Genomic DNA, 24,038 nt, shown 5'->3' on the forward strand with positions numbered 1-24,038 from the left:
GGCGTGGCCCACGAGTCCCCGCCCCGCACCCGCCGCCCGCCTGCCCGCGACCGCCCCAGGCGCGTCCGAACCGGGACGCGCCCGGCCACCGGGGCGCGAAGAGGCGCGAATCCGACTTCCGGGCGGTCGGGCGGAGGGAATAACCTCTCCGCAGCGGCACCCGCGCCCGACCGGAAGGAGCCCCCGTTGATCCTCGTGGCAGGCGAGAACGTCATCGACCTCGTGCCCGCGCCGGAGGGCCGGCTGCGGCCCACCTGCGGCGGCGGCCCCGCGAACACCGCCGTCGCCCTCGCCAAGCGCGGCATCCCCACCGCCCTCGTCGGCTCGGTCGGCGGCGACCACTTCGGGCGCCGCGTCTGGCGACGCCACATCTCCGCCGGGGTCCGCCGCGACTGGCTCCAGCGCACCGACCTGCCCTCGACGCTCGGCCTCGCCGTCGTCAACGGCGACGGCACCGCCCGCTACGACTACTGGACCACCGGCACCGCCGACTTCGCGTGGGAGGGCCGGGCCCTCCCCCGGGCCGACCCCGGCACCGTCGACCTCGTCCACTTCGGCTCGCTCGCGGCCTACCTCGAACCGTCCGCGCGCACCATCGAGCACTGGGTCAACCGCGCCCGCGGCGCCGTTCCCGTCACCTTCGACCCGAACATCCGCCTCCCCGCGATGGGCGAGGCCGCGAAGGTCCGCGAGCGCACCGAGCGCCTCGTCGGCCTGTCGACCCTCGTGCGCGCCTCCGAACGCGACCTCGCGCAGCTCTACCCGGGCGTCCCGGTCGACCGGGTCGCCCGCGACTGGCTCGGGCTCGGGCCCGAACTCGTGGTGGTCACGCTCGGGGACGCCGGGTCGATCGCGTTCCACCGCAACCACGTCACCGAGATGAACGCCGCCCGCGCGGACCTCGTCGACGCGATCGGCGCCGGCGACGCCTACACCTCCGGCCTCATCGGGTGGCTCACCTCCGCGGGCTGGATGCGCCTCGACCGGCTCCCGTCCTGGGGCAACGAGACCGTGGTCGCCGCCGCGCTGCGGTACGCGAGCCAGGTGGCCGCGCAGGCGTGCACGGTGGCCGGCGCCCCCTGACCGCCGGGGCATGACGGCCGGGGCATGACGGCCGGGTTCTGACAGCCGGGGCCTGGCAGCCGAGGTCTGGCAGCCGGGGCCTGACGGCCCCGCCCGGTTCACATGCCCGTAACTCGGACACCGAGGGCATAGCATTTACAGGTGCCTCAACCGGAACTGCGGATCTGCCTCGACGACGACGACCTCGACGCGAGCCTCCGCCTCGACACGCGGGTCGGCCTGACCTCGCACCCCAAGCACCTCCCGATGCGCCTGCACTACGACGGCCGCGGCTCCGCGCTGTTCGGGGAGCTGACGCGCCAGCCGGAGTACTACCAGACCCGCAGCGAGCGCGCGGTCCTGCGCGACCGGGCCGGCGAGATCGCCGCGGCCCTCGGTGCGGGCCCGGTGTCGGTGATCGAGCTGGGCGCGGGCCGGGCCGAGAAGATCCGGCCGGTACTCGACGCGCTCGCGGCGGCCGGGCGCCTGGACGCGTTCTGGCCCTTCGACGTCGCCGCGGGCGAGGTCCGGGACGTGCTCCTGGAGCTGGCCGAGGTCTACCCGGACGCGTACCTGGGCGGGATCGTCGGCGACTTCACGCGCCACCTCGCGCACCTGCCGGACCACCGCGACACGCGCCTGGTGGCGTTCCTCGGCGGGACCTTCGGGAACTTCACCGCCCCCGAGCGCGCGCAGTTCCTGCGGGACCTGCGCGAGGCCCTGCGCCCGGGCGACCGGTTCCTCCTCGGCGCCGACCTGGTCAAGGACCCGGCGGTGATCCTGGCCGCGTACAACGACGCGGCGGGCGTGACGGCCGAGTTCAACCGGAACGTGCTGCACGTCCTCAACCACCGCCTCGACGCCGACTTCGTGCCCGGCCACTTCGAGCACGTGGCACTGTGGGACGCGGGCGGGGCGACCGTGGACATGCGGCTGCGCGCGCTGAAGCCGATGGCCGTCGACGTGGCGGGCCTGGGCCTGGACGTCGCCTTCGACGCCGGGGAGGAGGTCCGGACCGGGATCTCCGTGAAGTTCCGCCGGGCCGAGCTGGAGGAGGACCTGCGGACCGCGGGGTTCGCGCCGTCCGGGTACTGGACGGACGCGCGGGGGTTCATGGGCGTGTTCCTCGCCGAAGCGGCCTAACGCGCGTGCCGGTCGCGTTCGCGGTCTAGGGTGGCAGGCATGGGAGAGATCGTGCTCATCCGCCACGGCGAGACGACCTGGTCGGCCTCGGGCCGGCACACCTCGGTCACCGACCTCGACCTCACCGAGCACGGTGTGTCCCAAGCGAAGGCGCTCGTGCCACTGCTGGCCGGACGCCGCTTCGAGGCGGTCTGGTCGAGCCCGCGCAAGCGGGCGCTCGTCACCGCCGACCTGGCCGGGCTCCCGGTCACGGCCGTCATCCCCGACCTGGCCGAGTGGGCGTACGGCGACTACGAGGGCCGCACCAGCGAGGAGATCCGGGGCGAGGACCCGGACTGGACGCTGTGGACCGACGGCGGGAAGGGCCCCGGCGGCGAGTCCGCCGACGAGGTCGCGGCCCGCCTCGACCGGGCCCTGGCCGAGGCCGAGCCGCTGCTGGAGCGCGGCGACGTCGCGTTCGTCGCCCACGGGCACAGCCTCCGCGTGGCGGCGGCCCGCTGGCTCGGGCGGCCAGCCCGCGACGGCCGCGACTTCACCATCGACACCGCCTCGGTGAGCGCGCTCGGGTACGAGCACGGCGGCCACGCCGTGACGCTCTGGAACCTGACGGCCGCGGCCGCCGGGAACGCCTGAACCCTCCTGCCTGGACTACCCTGGGACCGAACCCCCCCGAAGGAGGCCCGATGGACCCCGTCCTGATCTCGATCGCCACCGCCGCAGCCGGCAAGCTCGCCGAGGAGGCCGCCCGCGGGATCGTCGCGGCCGGGAAGTTCGTCAAGGACCGGTTCGCGAAGGACGACGCGCGGGAGGCGGTCCTCATGCGCGCCGAGACCGGGCGCGTCCCGGTCGCCGACCTCGCCGCGGTCATCGAGGAGACCTGCGCGGCCGACCCGGCGTTCCTCGCGGAGCTCGAAGCGCTCGCGGGCCGCAGCATCCACGTGACGCGGGTGGACCAGGCCGGGCAGCGGGTCATGTTCCAGAACAACTTCTACGGTGACGGCCCCGGCAAGGTCGTCCAGGGCGAGACCGTCAACATCCAGCGCCTCGACTGAGGACTCGACCGGCGGCGGGCGTCTGGTAACGTCCCACAGCCATGAGCCCACCCCTCCTCCTCATCCGCTCGCAGATGGCCCGCGTCCGCGCCCGGACCTGGCTGCTCGCGTTCGCGGCGGTCCTCGCCGTCGAGCTGACCGCGGTCGTGCTCGACCTCGACGCGGTCCGCTGGGCGTCCAAGACCCTGCTCACACTGCTGCTCCTGGGCTACCTCGTCGTCTCGGTCGCACCGGGCCAGACGCCCGCGCGCCTGTTCGGCCTCGGCCTGCTCTTCGCGTGCGCGGCGGACGCGGCGCTATTGGTCGAGGGGACGGCCGCGTTCCTGGTCGGCATGGGGCTGTTCGGGGTCATGCAGGTCCTGTACATCGCCGCGTTCGCGAAGCTCGGGGCGCTGCGCGCGTTCCGCACCCGGTACCTGGTGCCGGTCTGCTACCTGGCGTTCTGGGCCGGGCTCATGATCGCCCTGTGGTCCCGGCTGGGCTCGCTCGCGGCGCCGGTGGCCGTCTACAGCCTGCTGCTGGTGGGCATGGCCGCGTTCGCGGCGGCCCTCGGCATCGCCCGCGGCGGCGGGCACCTCGCCGGGGTCGGCGGCGCGCTGTTCGTGGTCTCGGACCTGGTCCTGGGCCTCGGCGTCGCCGGGTTCGACCTGCCGCTCGCGGGCCTGGCCGTCATGTCGACGTACGCGATCGCGCAGCTGCTGCTGACGATCGGGATCCGCGGGCACCTCGATGCGCCCGCCGCGCATTAGAGTCGGACCATGAAACGCGTCTTGTGGGTGCTGGCCTTCGTCGTCGGCGGGTTCTTCATCGTCCGGGCCCTCATGGAGCCCTTCGTCATCGACTTCTCCGACCCGTCGACCTACGAGACCGACTGGGGCGGCCCGAGCCTCTTCGGCGTCCTCCTGGTCCACATGGGCCCGGGCGTCCTCGCGGCCGCACTCCTCGTCTGGGGCGTCCGGCGGGCCGGCCGCAAGAAGGCCGAGGACCGCGTCCTCGACTGACCCGTTCCACCTCTCTCGAAGGCCCTTCAATGCATGCGATCTACGATGTCGCGGCGATGCTCGCGCTCGCCGCGGGCCTCGCGCTCCTGATCCTGCTCGTGCTGCGGCTGCTCGCCCCCGCGGCGGTGCGGCGGCGCGACGTGCCGCGACCGACCCGGGCCGCGAGGATCGAGTCCTGGGTGGTCCCGGCCGTGTTCCTGCTCGCGATGGCCGCGGTCGGCGCGGCGCAGGTCGCGTACGGCTCGCCGGCCGGCGAGCGCGGGCCGGTGCCGGTGGAGGTGCTCGAAGTCGGCGAGTGCGAGCGGCCGGTGGCCGGTCTCGGGCTCGTCGTGGCCTGCGACCTCTCCGGATGGAGCGCCACGGTCCCGAGCGATCGCCTGCTGGCCGACGGGGAGCGGTTCCGGGTCCTCGGCGGCGAGCCCGTCGAGGCCGGGGACCGGGTGGTGCGGTACCGCCTCGCCTGGTGGGAGTCGCTGCCGATGATCCCGGATCCGCAGTGGCGGTCCGTGGCGGACGAGTCCCGGCCGGATCTGCGGTGGACGTCCGTGCTGCCGGTCGTCGGCCTGCTCGGGTACGGCCTTTCGAGACGGGTTGTCGGGCGGCGCGCCGCCGTCCGTGCCTGAGCCGGGCCGCGCGGGTGCGGCCCGGCAGGCGGATCAGCCCAGGTCGATGCGCTTGAGGCGCTGGGTGGCCCGGGTGAGGACGACGTAGGCGACGCCGGGGCCGTGGGCGGCGGCGACCGCGTCGAGGTCGACGGCGATGACGGCGTCCCATTCGAGGCCCTTGGACTCCAAGGGTCCCACGAGGGTCACGCGGTCGTCGTGGACGACGGCGGCGAGTTCGCCGTGGCGGTCGTAGGGCGCGATGACGCCGACGGTGCCTTCGACGGCCTCCAGGGCCGCGGCGACGGCGCCGGCGACCTCGGGGAGGAGGGCGTCGGGGTCGGCGGTGACCACCTCGACGGGGACGCCGGTCTCGCGCACGGCCTCGGGGAGGTCGATGGTGCGAAGCCGGGGCTGGGCCCAGTCGGCGGCGTACTCGAAGACCTCTTTGGAGTTCCGGTAGTTCTTCGTCAGGTGGAACTCGTGGATGCGGCCGCTGGGGACGGCGCGGCGGCGGGCGTCGGCGCTCTCCTTGGGGCGCGGCCAGCTCGACTGGGCCTCGTCGCCGACGATCGTCCACCCGGCGGCGCGCCCGCGCCGCGAGAGCATCCGCCACTGCATCGGCGAGAGGTCCTGGGCCTCGTCGACGATGACGTGCGCGTAGTCCTCGTAGAAGGCGTCGCGGGCCTGGCGCTCGGGCCGGTCGTAGAAGCGGTCCTGGGCGGTCGAGACCTCCTGGATGCCGTCCCACGAGCGGATGCGGTCGCGCCCGCGCGGCTGGCGCTTGACGCCGAGGAGGATCCGCAGCTCGTCGAGGAGCGCCACGTCCGGGATGGAGAAGTCGGCCTCGCGGAGGGAGGCGGCGACCCCGTCGACGGCCTCGCGCTTGAGGTGGCCCTCGGACGCGGAGGCGAGGCGGCGCGGGTCGCCGGCCCAGCCGAGCACTTCGGCGGGGTCGAGGTCGGGCCACCAGTGGTCGAGGAACGTCAGGAACTCGCCGCGCGAGCCCACGTCCCGCGAGTACTTGGCGGGCTCGGCGTCGGGCAGGACGGGTTTCACCTTGCGCCACAGGGCGACCAGGAGGGCCCGGCCGGCCTCGGTCTTGGCGAGGTTGGGGTGCGGCTCCTTCTCGAAGACGCGGGCGCGGGCGGCGGCGAGGTCGGCGGCGTCGAGCTTGAACACGTCGCCGCGGTAGACGATCCGCAGTTCCGCGGGGGCGTCGGGCGGGGTCTGGCGGATGAGGCGCCGCAGGATCGGGAGCATGACGGTGCCGCCCTTGACGGCCGCGACGGCGGGCCGGTCCTGGCGGGTCGCCTCGACGCCCGCGAACAGCTCGCCGAGGGAGTACAGGGCGGCGGTCTCCTCGCCGAGGCTGGGGAGCACGCGGCCGATGTACTTCATGAACACGGCCGAGGGGCCGACGACGAGGATGCCGGCGGCCTCGTAGCGGTTGCGGTCCTGGTACAGCAGGTACGCGGCGCGGTGCAGGGCCACGACGGTCTTGCCGGTGCCGGGGCCGCCGGTGATGATCGTGGCGCCGCGCCCGGGCGCGCGGATCGCGGCGTCCTGCTCGGCCTGGATGGTGGCGACGATGTCGCGCATCCGCCCGGTCCGCTTGCGGCCCAGGGCGGCCATGAGCGCGCCGTCGCCGATCACGGGCAGGCGCTCGGCGGCGTCCTCGTTGAGCAGGTCGTCGCTGATCTCCTCCACGCCGCGCCCGAACGAGCGGATGACGCGGCGCCGGGCCACCTCCTGGCGGTCGACGGCGGTGGCGCGGTAGAACGGGGCGGCGGCGGGGGCGCGCCAGTCGACCAGCAGCGTCCGGTACTCCTCGTCGCGCACGCCCAGGCGGCCGATGTGGCGGACCCGGCGGTCGTCGAAGTCGAGGCGCCCGAAGACCAGGCCCTCGTGCTGCGAGTCGAGGTCGGCGATGCGGCGGGCGGCGCGGTAGACGAACACGTCGCGCTCGTACTGGGCGCCGGGCACGGTCGCCGCGAGGTGGCGGTAGCCGGCGTCGCGGTCGCCGACGGCGTCGGCGCGCAGCACGTCGACCCGGTCGTAGACGCGGTCGACGAACGCCTGCTCGATCGCGATCTCCTGCTCGGGGGTGTTGGCGGGATCGGGATCGGGCACTGCGTGGGACGTGTCGACGTCCTCCGACCGCCGGGCGTCGGCGGGGCCTGGTTCCTGGGACACGGCGCTCCTCGCTCGAATTCGGGACGCACCAGCCTAGCGCGCCCCCGCGACACCCGTCCGGCGATCGTGGACTAGGGGCGGGTGGCCCACACCCGGTACATCCAGGAGTAGTCGTCGCTGATGTCGCCGAAGCCGAACTGCCGGTAGAGGCCCTGCGCGTCGTCGGTGGCGAGGAGGACGCGCCGCAGGCCCATCGCCTCGGCGTCGGCGACGATCCGCTCCATGAGGAGCTTGCTCAGGCCCTGCCCGCGGGCGGCGCGGTCGACGAAGACGTCGCTGAGCCACGCGAAGTACGTCCGGTCGGTGACCAGACGCGCGAACGCGACCTGCTTCCCCGAGGCGTCGTAGACGCCGTACGGCAGCGAGTGCGCGATCGCGTGGTCCATGTCCTCGCGGGTGCGGCCCTCCGCCCAGTACGTCTCGGTCGAGATGACCCGGTGGACCCATTCGCGGTCGAGCCGGTCGGGGTCGGTCGAGATCTCGTGCACTTCGCTGCCCATGTCGCCTCCGTGTGTTCAGGCCGTCGGGTCGAGCGTCCCCCGGGACGCCTTGCGCCGCAAATAGATTTCCATGAACACCAGGTTGAGCACGATCGAGCCCACGACCGCCGCGGTGTAGGCGGTGCTGAAGAGCGCGTCGAAGTCGCCGCCGTAGTGGCCGTCGAGGAGCGGCAGCTGGACGGCGATGAACAGGCCCAGGTAGACGCGCAGGTTGACGGCGGCGAAAGTGGCTGCAAAATTGCGCATCATCCACCGCCGGTGGGTCGCGAAGTCGCGGGCGCGCACCGCGCGGTAGGCGCGCAGGGCCGAGTAGAACCAGAAGACGTCCAGGAGCACGAAGGTCACCAGCGGGATCGGCCCGGCAGTGGTGAGCACGGCGACGACGATCCCGGTGAGGCTGCCGGGGAGGACGCCCGCGAGGAGGTAGACGCGGCCGAGGGTGCGGTGGACCTTCGGGTGGTTGTCGCGGATCGAGGCGAAGAACTGGAACGGCCCCACCAGGAGCGCGATCCCGGCGGTCGCGGCGTGGACGACGAGGAACGGCAGGTGGAAGGGCACGTCCTCGCGGATGCCGACGCGGGAGTCGACGTCGGGGACCAGGTAGGCGGGCACGGCGTAGAGGACGATCGCGACGCTGAGGATCGCGACGACGAGAACGGTGACGCGGCCCCGGCGCGCGGGGCGCCTGGTGTCGAGGGTGGCGGTCATGAGGGGGCTCCAGGTGTGAGTTTCACTATCGATAGTGAAGCTATCACTTGAGTGGGACGGGGGTCAACCGCGCTTCGGGTAAGAAGGAGCCATGCGAATCGGAGAGCTCAGCGCCCGGACCGGGGTCCCCGCGGCCACCATCAAGTACTACGTGCGCGAGGGCCTGCTCTCCGGCGGCGAGCGCCGCGGCCACAACCGGGTCGAGTACGGCGAGGCGCACGTGCGGCGGCTGCGCCTGGTGCGGGCCATGGTCGAGGTCGGCTCGGTGCCGATCGCGAAGGTCCGCGAGGTGCTGGCCGAGATCGAGGAGCCCGACCGCGACATCGACAGCACGCTCGGCGTCGCGAGCCGCGCCCTCGCGCAGCACCGCCTCCCGGCCGAGGAGCCGCGGGCGCAGGACCTCGACCTCGCACGCGAGATCGTCCGGCGCCGGGGCTGGGACGCGATCCACCCCGGCCACCCGTACCTGCGCATCCTCGCCGACGCGATCGGCCGCCTGCGCGAACTCGACCTGGTCGACATGGTCGACATGACCGGCGAGTACGCGCGGGCGGCGGAGATCGTGGCCGAGTTCGACCTGGCGCTGCTGTCGACCCGGCGCGAGCGCGACGAGATCCTGGAGGCGATGGTCGTCGGCACGGTCCTCGGCGACGCGATCTTCGAGGCGCTGCGCCGCATCGCACAGGTCCAGGTCTCCGCGCGGGTATACCAACGAGGACAACAGAAGCCGCTCGAAAGCGAAGACGACTCGTCCTGAGTGGACGGTATTTCCGCCGGTCCTCGCACTCCCCCACGCGTGTTCATGCTCGAATGGCAATGTCTGCACTTGTCGGGTTTTTGACTTCGCAAGTCGAATGTGTGGTTCTACGCTTATTCCAACGCCAAATGGTGGCGCGGCGGCAAAGACCAAGCCTGCTCGACAAGAGACTTTGCCGCCATCACCAGGAGGCCGTCCGCCGAAGTGGGGTAGGCGGTCGGCCCAGCGGCGGGGTTCCGACTACCTGGCCCGGAGCCCCGCCGCCTTTTTTGCGGGGCTCCGGGCCAGGTAGTGCAAAAGACATGGTCTGGCCCGGAACCCCGCCGTCTTTTCTTTGCGGGGCTCCGGGCCAGGTAGTGCAAAAAGGCATGGTCTGGCCCGGAGCCCCGCCGCCTTTTGCGGAACCCCAGGCGGTTCTAAACGAGCTTCCCGTCGCGGGCCGTGATGCGGCCGTTCTTGACGACGAGCGGGCGCGGGTGGTGTTCGAGGACGGCCTCTGAGGGGTTGCGGCCCTTGAGGGCGACGAGGTCGGCGGTGTCGCCGACGGCGAGTCCGTAGCCGTCGAGCTTGAGCAGCCGCGCGCCGCCGAAGGTGGCGGCATGGAGGGCGAGTTCGATGTCGGCGTCGCGGCTGAACCCGGCGTTGCGCGTGAACCACTGGGTGCGCTGGAGCAGGTCGCCGGTGCCGTAGGGGCTCCACAGGTCGCGGACGCCGTCGTTGCCGATGCCCATGGTGACCCCTGCTTCGGCGAGTTCGCGCAGGGGCAGGATCTGCTTGGGCGCCACGGAGGTCAGGCCGATCTGGAGTTCGGCGAGGTCGGCGATGAGCCGGGCGCGGGTGGCGTCGTCGGCGTCGCACAGGGCGAAGGCGTGGCTGATGACGACCTTGCCGGTGTAGCCGAGGGCGCGGGTGCGCTCGATGATGAGGTCGAACTCGCGGATGCCGAGGTCGCCGCCGTCGTGGAGGTGGATGTCGATCTCGGCGCCGTAGCGGCCGGCGAGGGCGAAGACGAGGTCGAGGTGGGTCTCGGCGTCGAGGTCGAACCCGGCGGGGTCGATGCCGCCGATGGACTTGACGCCGGCCTTCAGGGCCTCTTCGAGGAGGTCGGCGGTGCCGGGGCTGACGAGGATGCCGGTCTGCGGGAAGGCGACGAGTTCGACGTCGATGCGGCCGGCGAGGCGTTCGACGCCTTCGAGGACGGCGTCGACGGCGCCGGTGCCGATCCCGGGGTCGACGTCGACGTGCGAGCGCGCGTGGGTCGTGCCCGAGGCGGCCATGTTGGTGAGGAGCGCGGTGATGAAGTCGGGGTTGGGGATGCCGAACTCGGCGCGGCGGTCGGCGCCGTAGGCGATGGCGGCGGCGAGGCCGGGGCCGGCGGTGCGCGGGACCCAGGGGCCGCCCCAGAGGGTCTTGTCGACGTGCGCGTGGGCGTCGACCAGCCCGGGGATGACGACGGCGCCGGCGAGGTCCTCGACGTGCGCGTCCCCCGCGGCGAGGGCGTCGCCTACAGCGGCGATGCGGCCGTCACTGACGAGCAGGTCGGTGCGTCCCTCGCGGCCCCAGAGCCGGGCGTCGCGCAGCAGCAGGTCGGTCATGTGTCGATCCTTTCCCCTTCAGGTCCGCTCTTAGCGGTATACCATTAACATCGACGGTATACCTTTGACGGGTTTCCGTCCACCGGGGGCGGCAGAGGGGGCGACATGGGCAGAGCCGACCAGGTCTACGGGGCGCTGCGCGAGCGCATCGTCACCGTCGGGCTCCGCCCCGGCGCCCGCCTCATCGAACGCGACCTCGCCGCCGAGTTCGAGGTCTCCCGCATCCCCCTGCGCGAAGCCCTCCAGCGCCTCGCCGCCGACGGCCTCGTCACCACCGTCCCCGGCCAGGGCAGCATCGTCACCGTCCCCACCCCCAAGGACATCGCCGACCTCTTCGACGTGCGCGCCGGCCTCGAACCCGTCGCCGCCCGCCTCGCCGCCGCCAACGCCGGCCCGCGCGACCTCGACCGGCTCAAGGAGTGCGTCCGCCCCCGCACCGACGCCGAGACCCGCACCGAGGCCAACGCCGCGTTCCACCGCGAACTCGTCGCCGCCGCCCGCAACCCGCTCCTCGCCCAGATCATGGAGCCGCTGGAGGCGCGCATGCGGTGGCTGTTCCACCTCACCGTCGAACGCGATCCCGTGCGCCAGCGCGAGGAGCACGCCGAACTCCTCGACGCGCTCATGGCCCCCGACGCCGACCGCGCCGCCGCGGTCGCCCTCGCGCACATCGAGGACGGCCGCGCGTTCACCCTGGAGGCGGCGCGCCGCTGGCAGCTCGAAGCGGTGGACGTGGTCGAGGCGACGAAGACCCGCCGCCGGAGGGTCGGCGCGGAGTTAGCGCCAGAGCTGGTGGAGCGCGATCTCCAGCTCGCCGAGCATCCCGCGCAGCAGGGGCATCGACAGGCCGATCACGGTGCCCGGGTCGCCCTCGATGCGGTCGATGAACGCCGAGCCGTACCCGTCGAGGGTGAAGGACCCGGCGACGTGGAGCGGTTCGCCCGTGGCGACGTACGCGGCGATCTCCTCGTCGGAGACCTCCGCGAAGTGGACCACGGTGCCGGAGGCGCGCACGATCTGCCGGTCGGCCTCGGTGTCGACGAGGCAATGTCCGGTGTAGAGCGTCCCGGAGCTGCCGCGCATGCGCTTCCACCGGGAGGTCGCCTCCTCGGGGCCCTCGGGCTTGCCGAGGATCTCGTGCCCGAAGTGGAGCACGGAGTCGCAGCCGAGGACGAGCGAGCCGGGGCTGACCTGGTCGAGGACGGCCTGGGCCTTGAGTTCGGCGAGGGCGCTGGCGAGTTCGGCCGGGTCGTGGCCCATGACCTGGCTCTCGTCGACGCCGGAGACGATGACGAGCGGTTCGATCCCGGCGGCCTTGAGTAGTTCCCGCCGCGCGGGCGACTGGGACGCCAGTACGAACGGACGCGCCGCTTCGCTCCGCGAAGCCTGCGGGAAGGGCCGGCTCAACGGTCCGTCCCGCGGCGGGCGGGGACGGCGGTGTCGCGCCAGGAGCGGCGCACGCGCAGCTTCAGGCCGGGGTTCGACCAGGCGGCGCGGCGCCGCGGCGCCTCGGTCTCCTCGACCGGCCGCGGCAGGGCCGTGATGAGGCCGACCAGCGCGGCCAGCTCCTCATCGGTGGGGTTGCCTCGGAGGACCTTGAGCTCCAGACCCATCGCTACTCCTCGTCGAAATCGAACTCGCGGTGCACCCGCTCCCAGAACCCGTCGCGGACCCAGATCCGCGCTTCGGGGTGGTCGCGTAGAGAGTAGCCGAGTTCCTTCTCCGCTTCTACTAGCAGCTCCTTGTCGATGACGGTGGGGAGCTGCGGGCCCGGCAGGAGGTCCGCTATGTTGTCGGCGCCCCGGGTCAGGAGCCATTTGTGGCCGACGTACTCGCCGATGGAGCGGACGGTCTCGGGGTCGAGCTTCTCTCCGGTCTGGGTGGTGCGGACGAACTTGGGCCGGGCCGACTCCGCCTGGGCGAGGGCGTCGGCCGCGGTCATGGTGACGGCCACGGACTGGCGCGTGCCGAACACGACCGCAGGGTTGGGCACGCGCGGCTCCGGCTGGGCCATGGGGGCGCCGACCATGCCGTGGGTCGCCGCGGCGGCGGTGCCGCTCTTGGTGAAGTACGCCTTGAGCTCTTCGGACTCGATGGTCTCGACGGTGTCGGACTCCCAGACGAGGCGTTCGGCCTGGTTGGTGCCGTAGGGCGGTTCGACGCCCCAGAGGTGGACGCGGACGCCGTACGCCTGGGCGACCTCGACGGCGGGGACCATGTCCTCGTCGCCGGCGAGGAGGATGGCCTCGTGGATGGCGCGGTGGCGGGCCAGGAGCTCCAGGTCGGAGCGGATCTGGGCGTCGACGCCCTTCTGCTGGCCGCGGGAGTTGAGGTTGCCGAGGCGGACCTTGACGTAGTCCATGTTCGCGATGACGCGCTGGTCGACGGTGGGGACGCGGTCGCGGGCGGCGTCGAACCAGTACAGGCGCAGGAGTTCGCCGTCGGAGAGGCGGATCGCGGCGCGTTCGATGAGCGATTTGATGAGCTTCTCGGCGTCGACGCGGTAGTCGCGGCGGGAGGTGGCGTCGAGGAGGAGTTCCGCGGCGGCGGCGTAGAGGTAGCCGACGTCGATGAGGATCGCGTACCGCCGGGACGGCAGTCCGGGAAGCATTCCTCCGATTGGTGTCATCGCCCACACTCCCAATATCCGGTGGGACGATTCGTCCCGCTTCCCCCAGCTGTATAGACGGTACCCGGATCGGACTCCTGGGATGGGAGTGGTGCGCGCCGCTCCTGCCGGAAATGCGGTTTCCGCCGGTAGCCGGGGTGCGGGCGGGTCGGACGCGGGGCGTGCTCACCGGATCGGGTGAGTTCTCGGCGCGGTCGGAGGCGGGACGGGGGCGCGGTCAAGGGCGCGGACGGGGGCGGCGCGGCCGGGCCGCGCCGCCCCCTCGCGTGCTAGAGCGGGATGTTGCCGTGCTTCTTGGCGGGCAGCTCGTCGCGCTTGGAGGCGTTCATGCGCAGGCCGCGCACGAGCATCGCGCGGGTCTCGCGCGGCTGGATGACCGCGTCGATGAGGCCCAGTTCGGCGGCGACGTACGGGTTGTTCAGCTTCTCCTCGTACTCCGACATGAGCTCGGCGCGCGCGGCCTGCTCGTCGTCGGCCTTCGCGAGCTCGCGGCGGTAGAGGATGTTGACCGCGCCCTGGGAGCCCATGACGGCGATCTCGGCGGTCGGCCAGGCCAGGCACAGGTCGGCGCCGACGCCCTTGGAGCCCATGACGCAGTACGCGCCGCCGTAGTCCTTGCGGCAGACGACGGTGAGCTTGGGGACGGTGGCCTCGGCGTACGCGTAGATGAGCTTGGCGCCGCGGCGGATGATCCCGTCGTGCTCCTGCGAGGTGCCCGGCAGGAAGCCCGGGACGTCGACGAAGGAGATGATCGGGATGTTGAAGGCGTCGCAGAAGCGGATGAACCGCGCGGCCTTCTCCGAGGCGTCGATGTCGAGGCAGCCGGCGAAGTGCATGGGCTGGTTGGCGACGACGCCGACGGGCTTGCCGTCGAGGCGCCCGAAGCCGGTGAGGATGTTCTTCGCGAACAGCGACTGGGTCTCCAGGAACTCGCCCTCGTCGAGGACGGACTCGACGACCTTGTGCATGTCGTAGGGCTGGTTCGCGGAGTTCGGGATGACCGTGTCGAGCGCGAGGTCGTCGGCGGTGAGGTCGAGCTCGAAGTCCTTCGACTCGTAGGCCGGGGGCTCGTCGAGGTTGTTCGACGGCAGGTACGAGAGCAGGTGCTTGACGTACTCGAGCGCGTCGCCCTCGTCGGAGGCGAGGTAGTGGGCGTTGCCCGCGACGGCGTTGTGGGTGCGGGCGCCGCCCAGCTCCTCCATGCCGACGTCCTCGCCGGTCACCGCGCGGACCACGTCCGGGCCGGTGATGAACATGTGGCTGGTCTGGTCGACCATGATCGTGAAGTCGGTGATCGCCGGGGAGTACACGGCGCCGCCCGCGCACGGGCCCATGATGAGCGAGATCTGCGGGATCACGCCGGAGGCGCGCACGTTGCGGAAGAAGATGCTGGAGTAGCCGCCGAGGGACGCCACGCCCTCCTGGATGCGGGCGCCGCCGGAGTCGGAGATGCCGATGATCGGGCGGCCGGTGCGCATGGCGAGGTCCTGGACCTTCGCGATCTTCTCGCCCGAGACCTGCCCGAGCGAGCCGCCGAGGACGGTGAAGTCCTGGGCGAACACGCAGACCTCGCGGCCCTCGATGGTGCCGTAGCCGGTGACGACGCCGTCGCCGTAGGGCCGGTTGGCCTCCATGCCGAAGCTGGTCGAGTGGTGCCGGCGGAGGCTGTCGAGTTCGACGAACGACCCCTCGTCGAGCAGTTCCTCCAGACGCTCGCGCGCGGTGCGCTTGCCCTTCTCGTGCTGCTTCTCAATCGCCCGGGGGTTCCCGGTGGCCGATTCGGAGAGGCGCTCGGCCAGGTCGGCGAGCCGCCCGGCGGTCGTGTGGAAGTCGATGTCGGTCACGCTTCGGATCGTATCGACTCCCCCGGTGGCTACGCTATGCGCGTGGACACAGCGATGAGAAAGCCACTGGACCGGCACGTCCTTCGGACGCTGTTGTCGGAGAAGTCCGACTTCTGGACCCAGGTCGATGTGGTGGGGGTCACGGGGTCGACGAACGCGGACCTGGCCGAGGCCGCCCGGCACGGGGCGGAGCAGGGGCGGGTCCTCATCGCCGAGGAGCAGGTGAGCGGCCGCGGCCGCCTCGACCGGCGCTGGGAGAGCCCGGCGGGCGCGAGCCTCATGATGTCGTTCCTGCTGCGCCCGACCCAGCCGCGCGAGCGCTGGGGGACGTTGAGCATCGCCACCGCCGTGGCGCTCGAAGAGGCCCTGCACGCGGTGTGCGGGGTGCGCGCGAAGCTCAAGTGGCCCAACGACGTCCTCATCGACGGCAGGAAGGTCTGCGGCATCCTCGCCCAGGCCGAGGGCGGCGCGGTGGTCGTCGGCGCGGGACTGAACGTGTCGCTGACCGAGGACGAGCTGCCCGTCCCGGGGGCCGTCTCGCTGCTGCTGGCCGGGGCGTCGACCCTGGCGCGCGAGGAGATCGCCGCGGCGTTCCTCGCGCACGTCGCGGCCGTGTACCGCACCTGGGAGGTGCAGGGCCCCGGCCCGGTCGTGGAGCGCTGGGAGCGAAACTCCGACACGCTGGGGAGACAGGTCGCGGTATCGTTCCCGAACGGCCGCAACCTGACCGGCCGAGCCGTCGGCATCGACGCCGACGGCCGCCTGCGTGTGGACCCCGGCGACGGGCCGGTGGAGACGGTCGCCGCCGGCGACGTCGTCCATCTGCGGCCCCGGGCGTGACCGCGGGCCCGAGGACCGAGGAGTGGGGTAGTGACCGACCAGGCGAGCGAGCGACCGGCCCCGCGCGACGGCGAGCACCCCGACACCCGGCCGGCCCGGCAGCCGCCGGGCGCCACCGGGCTCGCACCTGACGCGGAAGGGCTCTACCGGCTCCTGCTGTCGCGCTCGGACGCGACCGCGGCGCAGCTCGCGGCCGACTCCGGGCGCTCGGTCGACCACGTCCGCGGCGTCCTCGCGCACCTCGTGGAGGAGGGCTTCGCGGTGATGGTCGCCGACGCGCGCTTCCGCGCCGTCGGCCCCGACGCGGTCCTCGGCGGCCGGATCGCCTCCCAGCTCGGCGAGGTCCTCGGCGAGTACGAGGCGCTGCGCGAGCTCCTGGAGATCCACCGCGCCGGGCCCGGCCCGGGCGGGGCCGCCGGCACCTGGGAGGTCGTCACCGGCGCGGTCGCGATCCGGTCCCGGCTGCGCCAGCTCAAGGCCGGCGCCGAGCGGAGCCTCGCCACGTTCGTGCGCCCGCCGATGGTGCTGCCCGTCCCCGAGGACGAGCTGCACCAGGACCTCCAGGCCCGCGGCGTGTGCCACCGGATCCTGTTCGACCGCTCGGTGCTCGACATCGACCCGTACGCCGACTACCTGCGGCACGCGCTCGGGTCCGGCGACGAGATCCGGTTCGCGAAGCGCCTGCCGCTCAAGCTCCTCATCGTGGACGCGCGGACCGTGTTCATGGAGGAGCCCGGCGAAGGCCGGCCGCGCGCGATCGTCACCGGGAACCGATCGGTCGCCGAACTCGCGGCGACCCTGTTCGAGCAGCTCTGGGCCGCGGGCATCCCGGCCGCGACGGCCTCCACTGCCGGGGTGCGCATCGCCGAGGACGACGCGGTCCTGCTGGGCCTGCTCATCGCGGGGCTCACCGACCAGTCGATCGCGTCCAAACTGGGCATCGGGCTGCGCACCGTGCAGCGGCGCGTCCGCGAGCTCATGGACCTGGCCGATGTGGACACCCGCATCCAGCTCGGCTGGCACGCGGCGAAGAACGGCTGGGTCCCTTAGGGCCCGAGGCGGCGCCCTCCCCGGTAGTGCGCGCAATCGTGGTCATGATCGCGGTGACGGAGTGTTGTACTGTGCTTTTGAACATTCGTACCGCCCCCGGCCCGTTTCTCACTCCTGGAGGTCCGCAGTGGGATATCCCGACGACCAGCTCGCCCGCGGCGAGGTTGTCAAGCTCCACACCCACCCGCACTGGAAGGAAGGCGTCGCCCCGATCCTGTGGTTCGTGGTCTTCCTCGCGATCGGCGCCATCGCGATCACGTACACCACCCAGCTCGAATGGGACGGGAAGATCTGGCTCATCCTCGCCGAGGTCGTCATCACGATCGCGCTGCTGATCTGGCTGTCGGTGATCCCGTGGATCCGCTGGCGCTCGACGCACTACGTCATCACCGACCAGCGCATCATGTGGCGTGAAGGTCTCGTGACCCGCGAGAGCCGCCACATCCCGCTCGCCCGCGTCAACACGGTCTCGTACACCCAGAACGTCTGGGAGCGGATCTTCGGCTTCGGCGACATGAACATCGACTCCGCCTCCGACGACGGCGAGATCAACCTCATCGACGTCCCGCGCGTCGACAGCACCAAGGCGCTGCTGTACCAGCTCGCCGAGGACGACCGCTCGCGCCGCATCGGCGAGGGCGACGGCGCCTAGCCCGCACACGTGGAAGGCCCGCACCGGTCCGGTGCGGGCCTTCGCGGCGTCTAGGGCACGGCGGGCTTCGGGCTGTTGAAGACCCAGGTCCGGTACGCGAAGAACCGGAACACGGAGCCGAGGCCGACGCCGAAGACGTTCGCCGCGAGGTTGACCGCGAGCGCGTTGTCGAAGTACTGGGGCCACACGGACGCGAGTCCGGCGTTGGCCCAGATGCAGGCCAGCGCGATGAGCAGGCCGATGCCGTTGAAGAAGAAGTAGAGGGCGTACTGGCGGTGGGCCGCGGAAGTGCCGCGGCGCTCGCGCCAGGTCCAGTGGCGGTTGCCGAAGAACGCGAGGGTCATCGCCAGGACCGCGGAGAGGATCTTCGCGTACCAGTAGGACCAGTCGAGGCCGAGGTACAGCACGTTGAAGAGGCCGACGTCGACGATGTAGGCGGTGCCGCCGACTCCGGCGAAGCGGAAGAGCTCGCCGGCGTGGCGTCGGAGCAGGCCGACGGCCCGCTGGATCAGGCCCGGGCGCTCGGCCCGGGTCGTCGGGGTTCCGGTCGTGGTCATCAGGGCCCAGGATACCCGGAGCGGGGGCCGGGCGGACCGCCCGAACGGGTGCTCGTCACGGGTCCGGTCCGGTGAGGGCCCTAGGGTTCGACGGCGGGCTGGGCGACGGCGACGACGCCGACGATGAAGGGGTCGTCGCCGCGTTCGAAGCGGATGGCGGCGGCCTCGCCGGTGTGCGCGCGGTGGACCTGCACGTCGACGCCGAAGGCGTACCAGCCGGGGTTGTTCAGGGCGCCGTTGGCAGTGCAGGTGGCGGGGTCGCCGAGGTCCTGGCCGCCGGCGGTGAGGGCGTCGCCGCGGCGGTAGGCGGAGCCGCCCCAGAGGGTGGCGGCGATGTCGACCTCGCCGCCGTTCTCGATCTCGATCGCGGTGTCCTCGGCGGCGGCGCCGTCGTAGACGGCGACTTCGCGGGCGTCGGCGCCGGGTTGGGCGTAGACGACGGTGAGGGACCAGCCGGCCCAGTGGGGTTCGAGGCAGTGGGCGCCGGCGTCGATGGGCCATGCCTTGCACGGGGACGTGGGCAGCCGGTGGTTGTCGGTGGCGACCCAGTAGTCGCCGCCGCCGGTGACGAGGCCGGTGACGTCGGCGAACGCCTGGACGCCGGGGCTGGTGTCGGTGAGGGCGTCGGCGGTGACGGCGGCCCAGGTGCCGCCGGGGCCGTGGAGGGCGACGTCGGTGGGGAGGTCCTCGTGGACGCCGGCCCAGTAGAGGCCGGCCCATTCCACTGTGGCACCGCTGGGGACGTCGAGTCGGGCGCCGGAGGCGGCCTCGCCTTCGCGGCCAGCGGGGGCGTCGTCGGGCTTGTACGCCTTCATGGGCCAGCGGTCGCCGGCGCCGAGGAGGGCGGCGTCGCGGCAGCCGGGGACCGAGCAGGTCATCCAGGTGTTGCCGGAGGCGGTGACGCCGGTGGCGTCGAGGCTGGCGTAGCCGACGGTGCTGCCGGCGGGGGCGATGGGGACCTGGAGGGCGGTGGTGCCGGAGATGCCGGGGCCCTCGACGGTCACGGTGAAGGTCTGGTAGCCGCTGACGTCGGCGCCGATGCGGATGTGCACGTTGGCTTCGGCGGGGTCGGGCAGCTTCGCGATGGAGCACTGCACGGTGTCGGCCTCGACGCAGGTCCAGCCGGGTTCGGCGGTCTCGGCGGCGAGGGTGACGCCCTCGGGGAAGGCGATGTCGAGGGTGACGCGGTCGGTGGCGGGGGCCTGGCCGTGCCCGGTGGGCGCGGACTCGGGGGCGCGGGCGCTCTCCGCCACGCGTTCGGTGGCGGGCGCGTAGGCGCCGCCGGAGCCTTCGGGGGCTTCGAGGCGGATGGGGAGGACGGCGTCGCCGCCCGCGACGAGGCCGCTGGTGCCGAGGCCGTGGGCGATGCCGTAGGCGGCGGGTTCGGCGCCGGGCGCGGGCTCCTCGGCGGGGCCCTCGGGGTCGGGCGAGGGGGCCGGGTCGTCGGGGTCCTCAGGCGCGGGGTCCTCCGGGTCGGGCTCGGGGTCCTCGGGGTCGGGTTCGGGCCCGGGGCCGGCGGGGGCGGTGACGGCGGGCTCGTCGGGGGCGGCCTGCGGCTCCTCCTCGTCCTCGCCGGAGGTGAGGGCGAAGACGGCGACGGCGGCGACCACGGCGACGGCGGTGCCGGTCGCGAGGGAGCCCTTGGTGCCGAGCTGCTGGACGATGCGGCGGATCCAATTGGCGGCGGCCACGAACGGGGCGCCGACGAACGCGAGGAACCCGCCGACGGCGAGGCCGGCCGCGGAGGCGGTGCCCGCGGCGAGGTAGGGGGCGGCGCTCCCGCCGAGGAAGACCACGGCGACGACGCCGCGCAGCCCGGAGTTGAGCTCGGTCAGCTCGGCGAAGAGGAGGTTGCAGGTGACGCAGGAGTCGAGGTGGTCGTCGACCTTCTGGACGTCGCGCTCGCCGAGCTTGCCGCGCACGCGGGCGCCGAGGCGGTCGACGGTCCAGCGGCACTCCTCGCGGGGGGAGTCGGCGGCGTGCTCGGTGAGGTAGTTCTGGCGCAGCTTCTCGCGGGCGCGGTAGGCGAGCGCGGAGACCCCGTTGGGGGTCATGCCGAGCATGGTGGCGATCTTGGCCGGGGAGTCCTCCTCGACCTCGGTGTGCCACAGGACCATCCGCCAGCGCTCGGGGAGCTTGCCGAAGGCGAGGGCGGCGTAGCGGCGCTCCTGGCCCTCGACGGCGGGGTCGACGAAGGTCTCGCCGGCGTCGTGGGGGCTGAGGTCGTCGGTGAACTCGACCTTCTTGTCGCGGCGGACGCGGTCGTAGAAGGTGTTGCGGAGGGTCTGGAGCATGTAGGGCCGGAAGGCGAGGTCGGGGCCGCCGCCGTCGCGGAAGGTGTGGAGGAGCTTGGCGAAGGTCTCGGAGACGAGGTCGTCGGCGCCGGCGGGGTCGCGGGAGAGGATGCGCGAGAGGCGGCGGGCGGCGTGGACGTGGCGCTCGTAGAGGACGGCGTACGCGGTGGTGTCGCCGCGGCGGGTGGCGGCGATGAGCTCGGGGTCGGAGCGGGTCGGGGGCGCGTCGTCGGGTTCAGGGGCGGCGTCGGGTCCTGGGCCGCGGGGATCGCCGGCGGGGACGGTCTCGGGCATCGTGCGCCGGTGCTCCTTCCTGGTTGCGCCGAGCTCGTACGATCGGGGGGCTCGGAGGCGTCGCTCGCGCGAGGCCGTGGGTCGACTGGATTGGAGGAGTTCTCGCTGTCTCCCTTGACTTAACGATCGAGTCGTCCTCCGGTTGCGCCCGGCGTCGCGAATTGGGCCGGGTCGCGACGTGGGCGGCGTCGCGAACAGGACATTCCACGGAGTTTAGGGCAAAAACCCGTCATAGTCGTGAATTGTGATGCGATTGTGACCATGTGTGATGGTATTGGGACTTCCCGCCCGGGTTCCAGGCATCTGTCGGAAATACGTCAGGCCGTTGCGTACCGTTGGGTAACGCAGACTGTGACGCGAACAACGCAAGGAGGTGAGCGATGCCCGCATCGGTACTGCTGGCGCTTCTGGTCGGAACGGCCCTGCTGGCCCTGACCCCGGCGCTGGTGCGCAGGTACGACCCGGACGAGCGGATGATCGAGGACCGCGCCACCTCCGACGCGCGCGTGCTCGCCCGCGAAGGCCACCGGCCCCCGCGTCCCGCCTCGCACCGGACCGTCCCGCTCGGTCCCGAAGGCGCCCCCGCAGACCAGGGCGAAACGGACGCCTCACTCGACGACATGCTTGCCGCCCAAGGACCTCGGCGCGTTCCGAACGCGCGCGGGTGGGAGCGGCGCGGCACGCGCCGCGGCGACTCGGTACGGTTGGAGACCGACCAGTCGTTGACCGGCGAGGACCCCGAGATGCACGAGCAGGCCAGGCTCCGGCAGATGCGCGCCGAATGGTGGCGGCGCCGCCACCGGCGCATCCTCTACGTGCTCATCGCACTGACCCTCCTCGAACTCGTCGGCGTCGTCGTCGCCGGACCGGGCTTCTGGATCGGCGCGGGCGTCGCGGCCCTCGCCCTCGGCGGGTACGTGTGGTTCCTGCGCGACCGCGCCAAGCGCATGCGCCCGGGCCGCCGCCCCAAGGCGATGCTCACCGCCGAACCCGAGCACGAGGAGGTCGGACCGCCGACCTACGTGCCCGAGCAGCCCGACGGCGACTACGTGGAAGAGGACACCCGCGAGTCGTTCCTGTTCGCCGACGACGAGGACGACGACCCGCCGCCGCCCCCGCGCCCCGACCCCAGGCGCCCCGAGGGCTCCGGCGGCGTGCGCGGGCGCTCCTACGAGGCCCCGGCCAAGCTCGAACGCTGACCGGGCCCCTACACTTGCCCGGTTATGCCTGATGAGGAACCGCAGCACCGCCACATCCTGACGTTCAACTTCCGCCAGGGACGCAACAAGCCCCGCCACGACGAGGCGTTCGCGCGCCTGTGGCCGCGCTACGGCCTGGAATGGAGCCCCGGGGAGGGCCGCCTCGACTTCGCGCGCCTCTTCGGCCGCACCGCCCCCGTGGTCCTGGAGATCGGCTCGGGCAACGGCGAGGCCGCCGCCGCCATGGGCGACGCCGACCGCGACAGGGACCTCCTCGCCGTCGAGGTCTACCCGCAGGGCATCGCCGACCTCATGGACCGCGCCGAGGAACGCGGCCTCGACAACCTGCGGATCTACCAGGGCGACGCCCTGCCGCTGCTGTGGGAGGGCCTGGAGGCGGGGTCGCTGGACGAGATCCGGGTGTACTTCCCCGACCCGTGGCCCAAGAAGCGCCACCACAAGCGCCGCATCATCCAGGCCGAGCACGTCAAGACCATGGCCGCGCTGCTGCGCCCCGGCGGGATCCTCCACTGCGCCACCGACATCGCCGACTACGCCGAGCAGATGCTCGATGTGCTCACCGCCGAGCCCGCCATGGAGAACACCGCCGACGGCTTCGCACCGCGCCCCGACCGGCGGCCGGTGACCAAGTTCGAGCGCCGCGGCGTCGCCGCCGGACGCGACATCTTCGACCTGGAGTTCCGCAGGCGCTGAGGCCCGGACACGACGAAGCCGCGCGATTCCATCGCGCCGCTGCTTCGGATCAGGGTCACCGAGAGGACTCCGAACGGTCTTTCTCGGATCAGGCGCCCGTGAGGCGGCGGTGCCAGGACTCGGCGGAGGCGTCGGTCAGGGACGCGACCTGGTCGACCACCGCGCGCAGGCGCGCCGCGTCGTCTCCGGCGCGCTCGTAGGCTTCGGCGAACATCGGGTCGAGCGCGTCCGATCCCCGGTCGCACAGGATCGCGACGAGGTCGTGGAGGATCTCGCGCTGGCGCGTGTACCAGGAGGCCGAGGTGCGCGGCTGCATGACGTACCGCCACGCGATGCCCTTGAGGAGGGCGCACTTGACGCGCTCCTCGCGCGGGATCACGAGGTCGGCGTCGTAGCGGCGCAGCTGCCCGTCGCCGAACTGCTCCCGGGTGGCCTTCGCGGCGGCCTTCACGAAGCGGCCCACCGTGTTCGAGGTGAAGTACTTGAGGGCGGCCTGAGCGCGGAAGGACCCGTCGTAGTCGTGCAGGGCCGCGAGCGCGGGGTCGCGCAGGAGGTCCTTCAGGGCCTCGCCGAGGACCGCGGGCGACTCGTCGGTGTAGCGGCCCGCGGCGGCCTCGCAGACCGCGGCCTGCTCCCCCGCGTCGTCGAGGAGCTTCGCGAGGTTGATGTACTCGCCGTAGATGCCGTCCTCGACGTCGTGCACCGAGTACGCGACGTCGTCGGACCAGTCCATGACCTGCGATTCGAGGCATTTGGCGCCTTCGGGGGCGCCGCCGCGGAACCACTCGAAGACCGGCCGGTCGTCCTCGTAGAAGCCGAACTTGCGCACGCCCTCGGCGGCGGCCCACGGGTACTTGCACATCGCGTCGAGGGAGGCGCGGGTGAGGTTGAGGCCCACGGACTCCCCGTGCTCGTCGAGGGTCTTCGCCTCGAGGCGGGAGACGACGCGGAGGGTCTGGGCGTTGCCCTCGTAGCCGCCGCAGGGGCCGGAGACCTCGTGGAGGGCGTCCTCGCCGTTGTGGCCGAAGGGCGGGTGGCCGAGGTCGTGGGCGAGTCCGGCGACGTCGGCCACGTCGGGGTCGCAGCCGAGCGCGGAGCCGAGCTCGCGGGAGATCTGGGCGACCTCCAGGGAGTGGGTGAGGCGGGTCCGCAGGAAGTCGTCGGTGCCGGCGGTGTGGACCTGGGTCTTGTCGGCGAGGCGCCGGAACCCCGCGGAGTGCAGGATGCGGGCGCGGTCGCGCTGCGAAGGGGTGCGCGTCGAGCCGGGTTCGGCGACGAGCCGCTCCGCGGAGGGCCAGCGCTTGGCCAGCGGATGCAGTGCGGGATCGGTCACGCTGTCGAGCCTAGCG

Annotated in this window: 24 protein-coding genes and 1 pseudogene; 14 read left to right on the forward strand and 11 right to left on the reverse strand. The window is 72.6% G+C overall.

All coding sequences use genetic code 11. The features are described 5' to 3' along the window. The first annotated feature begins 195 nt into the window (after window positions 1–195). From BLS99_RS21550 to BLS99_RS21580, 7 genes are all read left to right on the forward strand, one after another. Window positions 196–1,083 (forward strand): carbohydrate kinase family protein, encoded by an 888-nt coding sequence (locus BLS99_RS21550; protein ID WP_245712366.1) that lies wholly within the window; start codon window positions 196–198, stop codon window positions 1,081–1,083. A gap of 141 nt (window positions 1,084–1,224) precedes the next feature. Then, entirely contained in the window at window positions 1,225–2,205 is a 981-nt protein-coding gene (gene egtD, locus BLS99_RS21555) for an L-histidine N(alpha)-methyltransferase (protein ID WP_091053782.1), read from the forward strand. Between the two features lie 39 nt (window positions 2,206–2,244). After that, window positions 2,245–2,838: a histidine phosphatase family protein gene (locus BLS99_RS21560; protein WP_091053783.1), complete on the forward strand. Its 594-nt coding sequence runs from the start codon at window positions 2,245–2,247 to the stop codon at window positions 2,836–2,838. Window positions 2,839–2,888: 50 nt separating this feature from the next. Then, window positions 2,889–3,257, forward strand: a complete 369-nt coding sequence (locus tag BLS99_RS21565; protein WP_091053784.1) for a hypothetical protein — start codon at window positions 2,889–2,891, stop codon at window positions 3,255–3,257. Between the two features lie 41 nt (window positions 3,258–3,298). Beyond that, entirely contained in the window at window positions 3,299–4,006 is a 708-nt protein-coding gene (locus BLS99_RS21570; protein ID WP_091053785.1) for a lysoplasmalogenase family protein, read from the forward strand. Between the two features lie 9 nt (window positions 4,007–4,015). Then, entirely contained in the window at window positions 4,016–4,258 is a 243-nt protein-coding gene (locus BLS99_RS21575) for a hypothetical protein (protein WP_176953475.1), read from the forward strand. Window positions 4,259–4,287: 29 nt separating this feature from the next. Further along, window positions 4,288–4,881: a hypothetical protein gene (locus BLS99_RS21580; RefSeq protein ID WP_091053786.1), complete on the forward strand. Its 594-nt coding sequence runs from the start codon at window positions 4,288–4,290 to the stop codon at window positions 4,879–4,881. 33 nt (window positions 4,882–4,914) lie between these two features. Here BLS99_RS21580 and BLS99_RS21585 read toward each other — a convergent pair whose 3' ends face one another. The 3 genes from BLS99_RS21585 to BLS99_RS21595 form a co-directional block, all read right to left on the reverse strand. After that, window positions 4,915–7,056: a HelD family protein gene (locus BLS99_RS21585; RefSeq protein ID WP_218126770.1), complete on the reverse strand. Its 2,142-nt coding sequence runs from the start codon at window positions 7,054–7,056 to the stop codon at window positions 4,915–4,917. Window positions 7,057–7,127: 71 nt separating this feature from the next. Then, the gene (locus BLS99_RS21590) at window positions 7,128–7,556 is read right to left on the reverse strand and encodes a GNAT family N-acetyltransferase (protein ID WP_091053787.1); all 429 of its coding nucleotides are present in this window, start codon (window positions 7,554–7,556) and stop codon (window positions 7,128–7,130) included. Window positions 7,557–7,571: 15 nt separating this feature from the next. Further along, complete coding sequence (locus tag BLS99_RS21595; RefSeq protein WP_091053788.1) at window positions 7,572–8,264, reverse strand: DUF2306 domain-containing protein; 693 nt, start codon at window positions 8,262–8,264, stop codon at window positions 7,572–7,574. Between the two features lie 91 nt (window positions 8,265–8,355). Here BLS99_RS21595 and BLS99_RS27505 point away from each other — a divergent pair, with 91 nt between their 5' ends. Then, a complete protein-coding gene (locus BLS99_RS27505) occupies window positions 8,356–9,021 on the forward strand; it encodes a MerR family transcriptional regulator (RefSeq protein WP_091053789.1) in 666 nt (221 codons plus the stop codon). 416 nt (window positions 9,022–9,437) lie between these two features. Here the strand turns inward: BLS99_RS27505 and BLS99_RS21605 are convergent, their stop codons facing one another. Next, window positions 9,438–10,616, reverse strand: coding sequence for an amidohydrolase (locus BLS99_RS21605; RefSeq protein WP_091053790.1), 1,179 nt, complete (start codon window positions 10,614–10,616; stop codon window positions 9,438–9,440). 105 nt (window positions 10,617–10,721) lie between these two features. Between BLS99_RS21605 and BLS99_RS27695 the strand changes: the two are divergent. After that, window positions 10,722–11,231, forward strand: a pseudogene (locus BLS99_RS27695) (GntR family transcriptional regulator); the annotation flags it as partial. A 162-nt stretch (window positions 11,232–11,393) separates the two neighbouring features. Here the strand turns inward: BLS99_RS27695 and BLS99_RS21615 are convergent. The 4 genes from BLS99_RS21615 to BLS99_RS21630 all read right to left on the reverse strand — a co-directional run bounded on the left by BLS99_RS21615 (window position 11,394) and on the right by BLS99_RS21630 (window position 15,098). Beyond that, on the reverse strand, window positions 11,394–12,023 hold the full coding sequence (locus BLS99_RS21615; protein WP_091053791.1) for a Maf family protein: 630 nt from the start codon (window positions 12,021–12,023) through the stop codon (window positions 11,394–11,396). Further along, the gene (locus BLS99_RS21620; RefSeq protein ID WP_091053792.1) at window positions 12,020–12,229 is read right to left on the reverse strand and encodes an acyl-CoA carboxylase subunit epsilon; all 210 of its coding nucleotides are present in this window, start codon (window positions 12,227–12,229) and stop codon (window positions 12,020–12,022) included. Before BLS99_RS21620 ends, BLS99_RS21615 begins: the two co-directional genes overlap by 4 nt. Before the next feature lie 2 nt (window positions 12,230–12,231). Continuing rightward, window positions 12,232–13,227, reverse strand: coding sequence for an NYN domain-containing protein (locus BLS99_RS27515; RefSeq protein WP_091053793.1), 996 nt, complete (start codon window positions 13,225–13,227; stop codon window positions 12,232–12,234). 287 nt (window positions 13,228–13,514) lie between these two features. Next, window positions 13,515–15,098, reverse strand: coding sequence for a carboxyl transferase domain-containing protein (locus BLS99_RS21630; protein WP_091053848.1), 1,584 nt, complete (start codon window positions 15,096–15,098; stop codon window positions 13,515–13,517). A 45-nt stretch (window positions 15,099–15,143) separates the two neighbouring features. Between BLS99_RS21630 and BLS99_RS21635 the strand changes: the two genes are divergently transcribed. The 3 genes from BLS99_RS21635 (at window position 15,144) to BLS99_RS21645 (ending at window position 17,631) form a co-directional block, all read left to right on the forward strand. Further along, window positions 15,144–15,929 carry a biotin--[acetyl-CoA-carboxylase] ligase gene (locus BLS99_RS21635; protein ID WP_176953476.1) on the forward strand — a complete coding sequence of 262 codons (786 nt, stop codon included), beginning with the start codon at window positions 15,144–15,146 and terminating at the stop codon, window positions 15,927–15,929. 30 nt (window positions 15,930–15,959) lie between these two features. Continuing rightward, complete coding sequence (locus tag BLS99_RS21640) at window positions 15,960–16,979, forward strand: hypothetical protein (protein WP_091053794.1); 1,020 nt, start codon at window positions 15,960–15,962, stop codon at window positions 16,977–16,979. Window positions 16,980–17,106: 127 nt separating this feature from the next. After that, window positions 17,107–17,631 (forward strand): PH domain-containing protein, encoded by a 525-nt coding sequence (locus BLS99_RS21645; protein ID WP_176953477.1) that lies wholly within the window; start codon window positions 17,107–17,109, stop codon window positions 17,629–17,631. 50 nt (window positions 17,632–17,681) lie between these two features. On the opposite strand, the gene BLS99_RS21650 is transcribed toward BLS99_RS21645, so the two are convergent. Both BLS99_RS21650 and BLS99_RS21655 read right to left on the reverse strand, forming a co-directional pair. Then, entirely contained in the window at window positions 17,682–18,188 is a 507-nt protein-coding gene (locus BLS99_RS21650) for a GtrA family protein (RefSeq protein ID WP_091053796.1), read from the reverse strand. Window positions 18,189–18,268: 80 nt separating this feature from the next. Continuing rightward, window positions 18,269–20,776, reverse strand: coding sequence for a sigma-70 family RNA polymerase sigma factor (locus BLS99_RS21655; protein WP_091053797.1), 2,508 nt, complete (start codon window positions 20,774–20,776; stop codon window positions 18,269–18,271). Between the two features lie 380 nt (window positions 20,777–21,156). On the opposite strand from BLS99_RS21655, the gene BLS99_RS21660 reads away from it, so the two are divergent. After that, window positions 21,157–21,975, forward strand: coding sequence for a hypothetical protein (locus BLS99_RS21660; RefSeq protein WP_091053798.1), 819 nt, complete (start codon window positions 21,157–21,159; stop codon window positions 21,973–21,975). Window positions 21,976–21,999: 24 nt separating this feature from the next. Next, on the forward strand, window positions 22,000–22,689 hold the full coding sequence (gene trmB / locus BLS99_RS21665) for a tRNA (guanosine(46)-N7)-methyltransferase TrmB (RefSeq protein ID WP_091053799.1): 690 nt from the start codon (window positions 22,000–22,002) through the stop codon (window positions 22,687–22,689). An 88-nt stretch (window positions 22,690–22,777) separates the two neighbouring features. Here the strand turns inward: trmB and BLS99_RS21670 are convergent, their stop codons facing one another. After that, the gene (locus BLS99_RS21670) at window positions 22,778–24,007 is read right to left on the reverse strand and encodes a deoxyguanosinetriphosphate triphosphohydrolase (protein WP_091053850.1); all 1,230 of its coding nucleotides are present in this window, start codon (window positions 24,005–24,007) and stop codon (window positions 22,778–22,780) included. Window positions 24,008–24,038 lie beyond the last annotated feature (31 nt).

It is taken from the genome of Glycomyces sambucus (assembly GCF_900102815.1).
Lineage (GTDB): Bacteria > Actinomycetota > Actinomycetes > Mycobacteriales > Micromonosporaceae > Glycomyces > Glycomyces sambucus.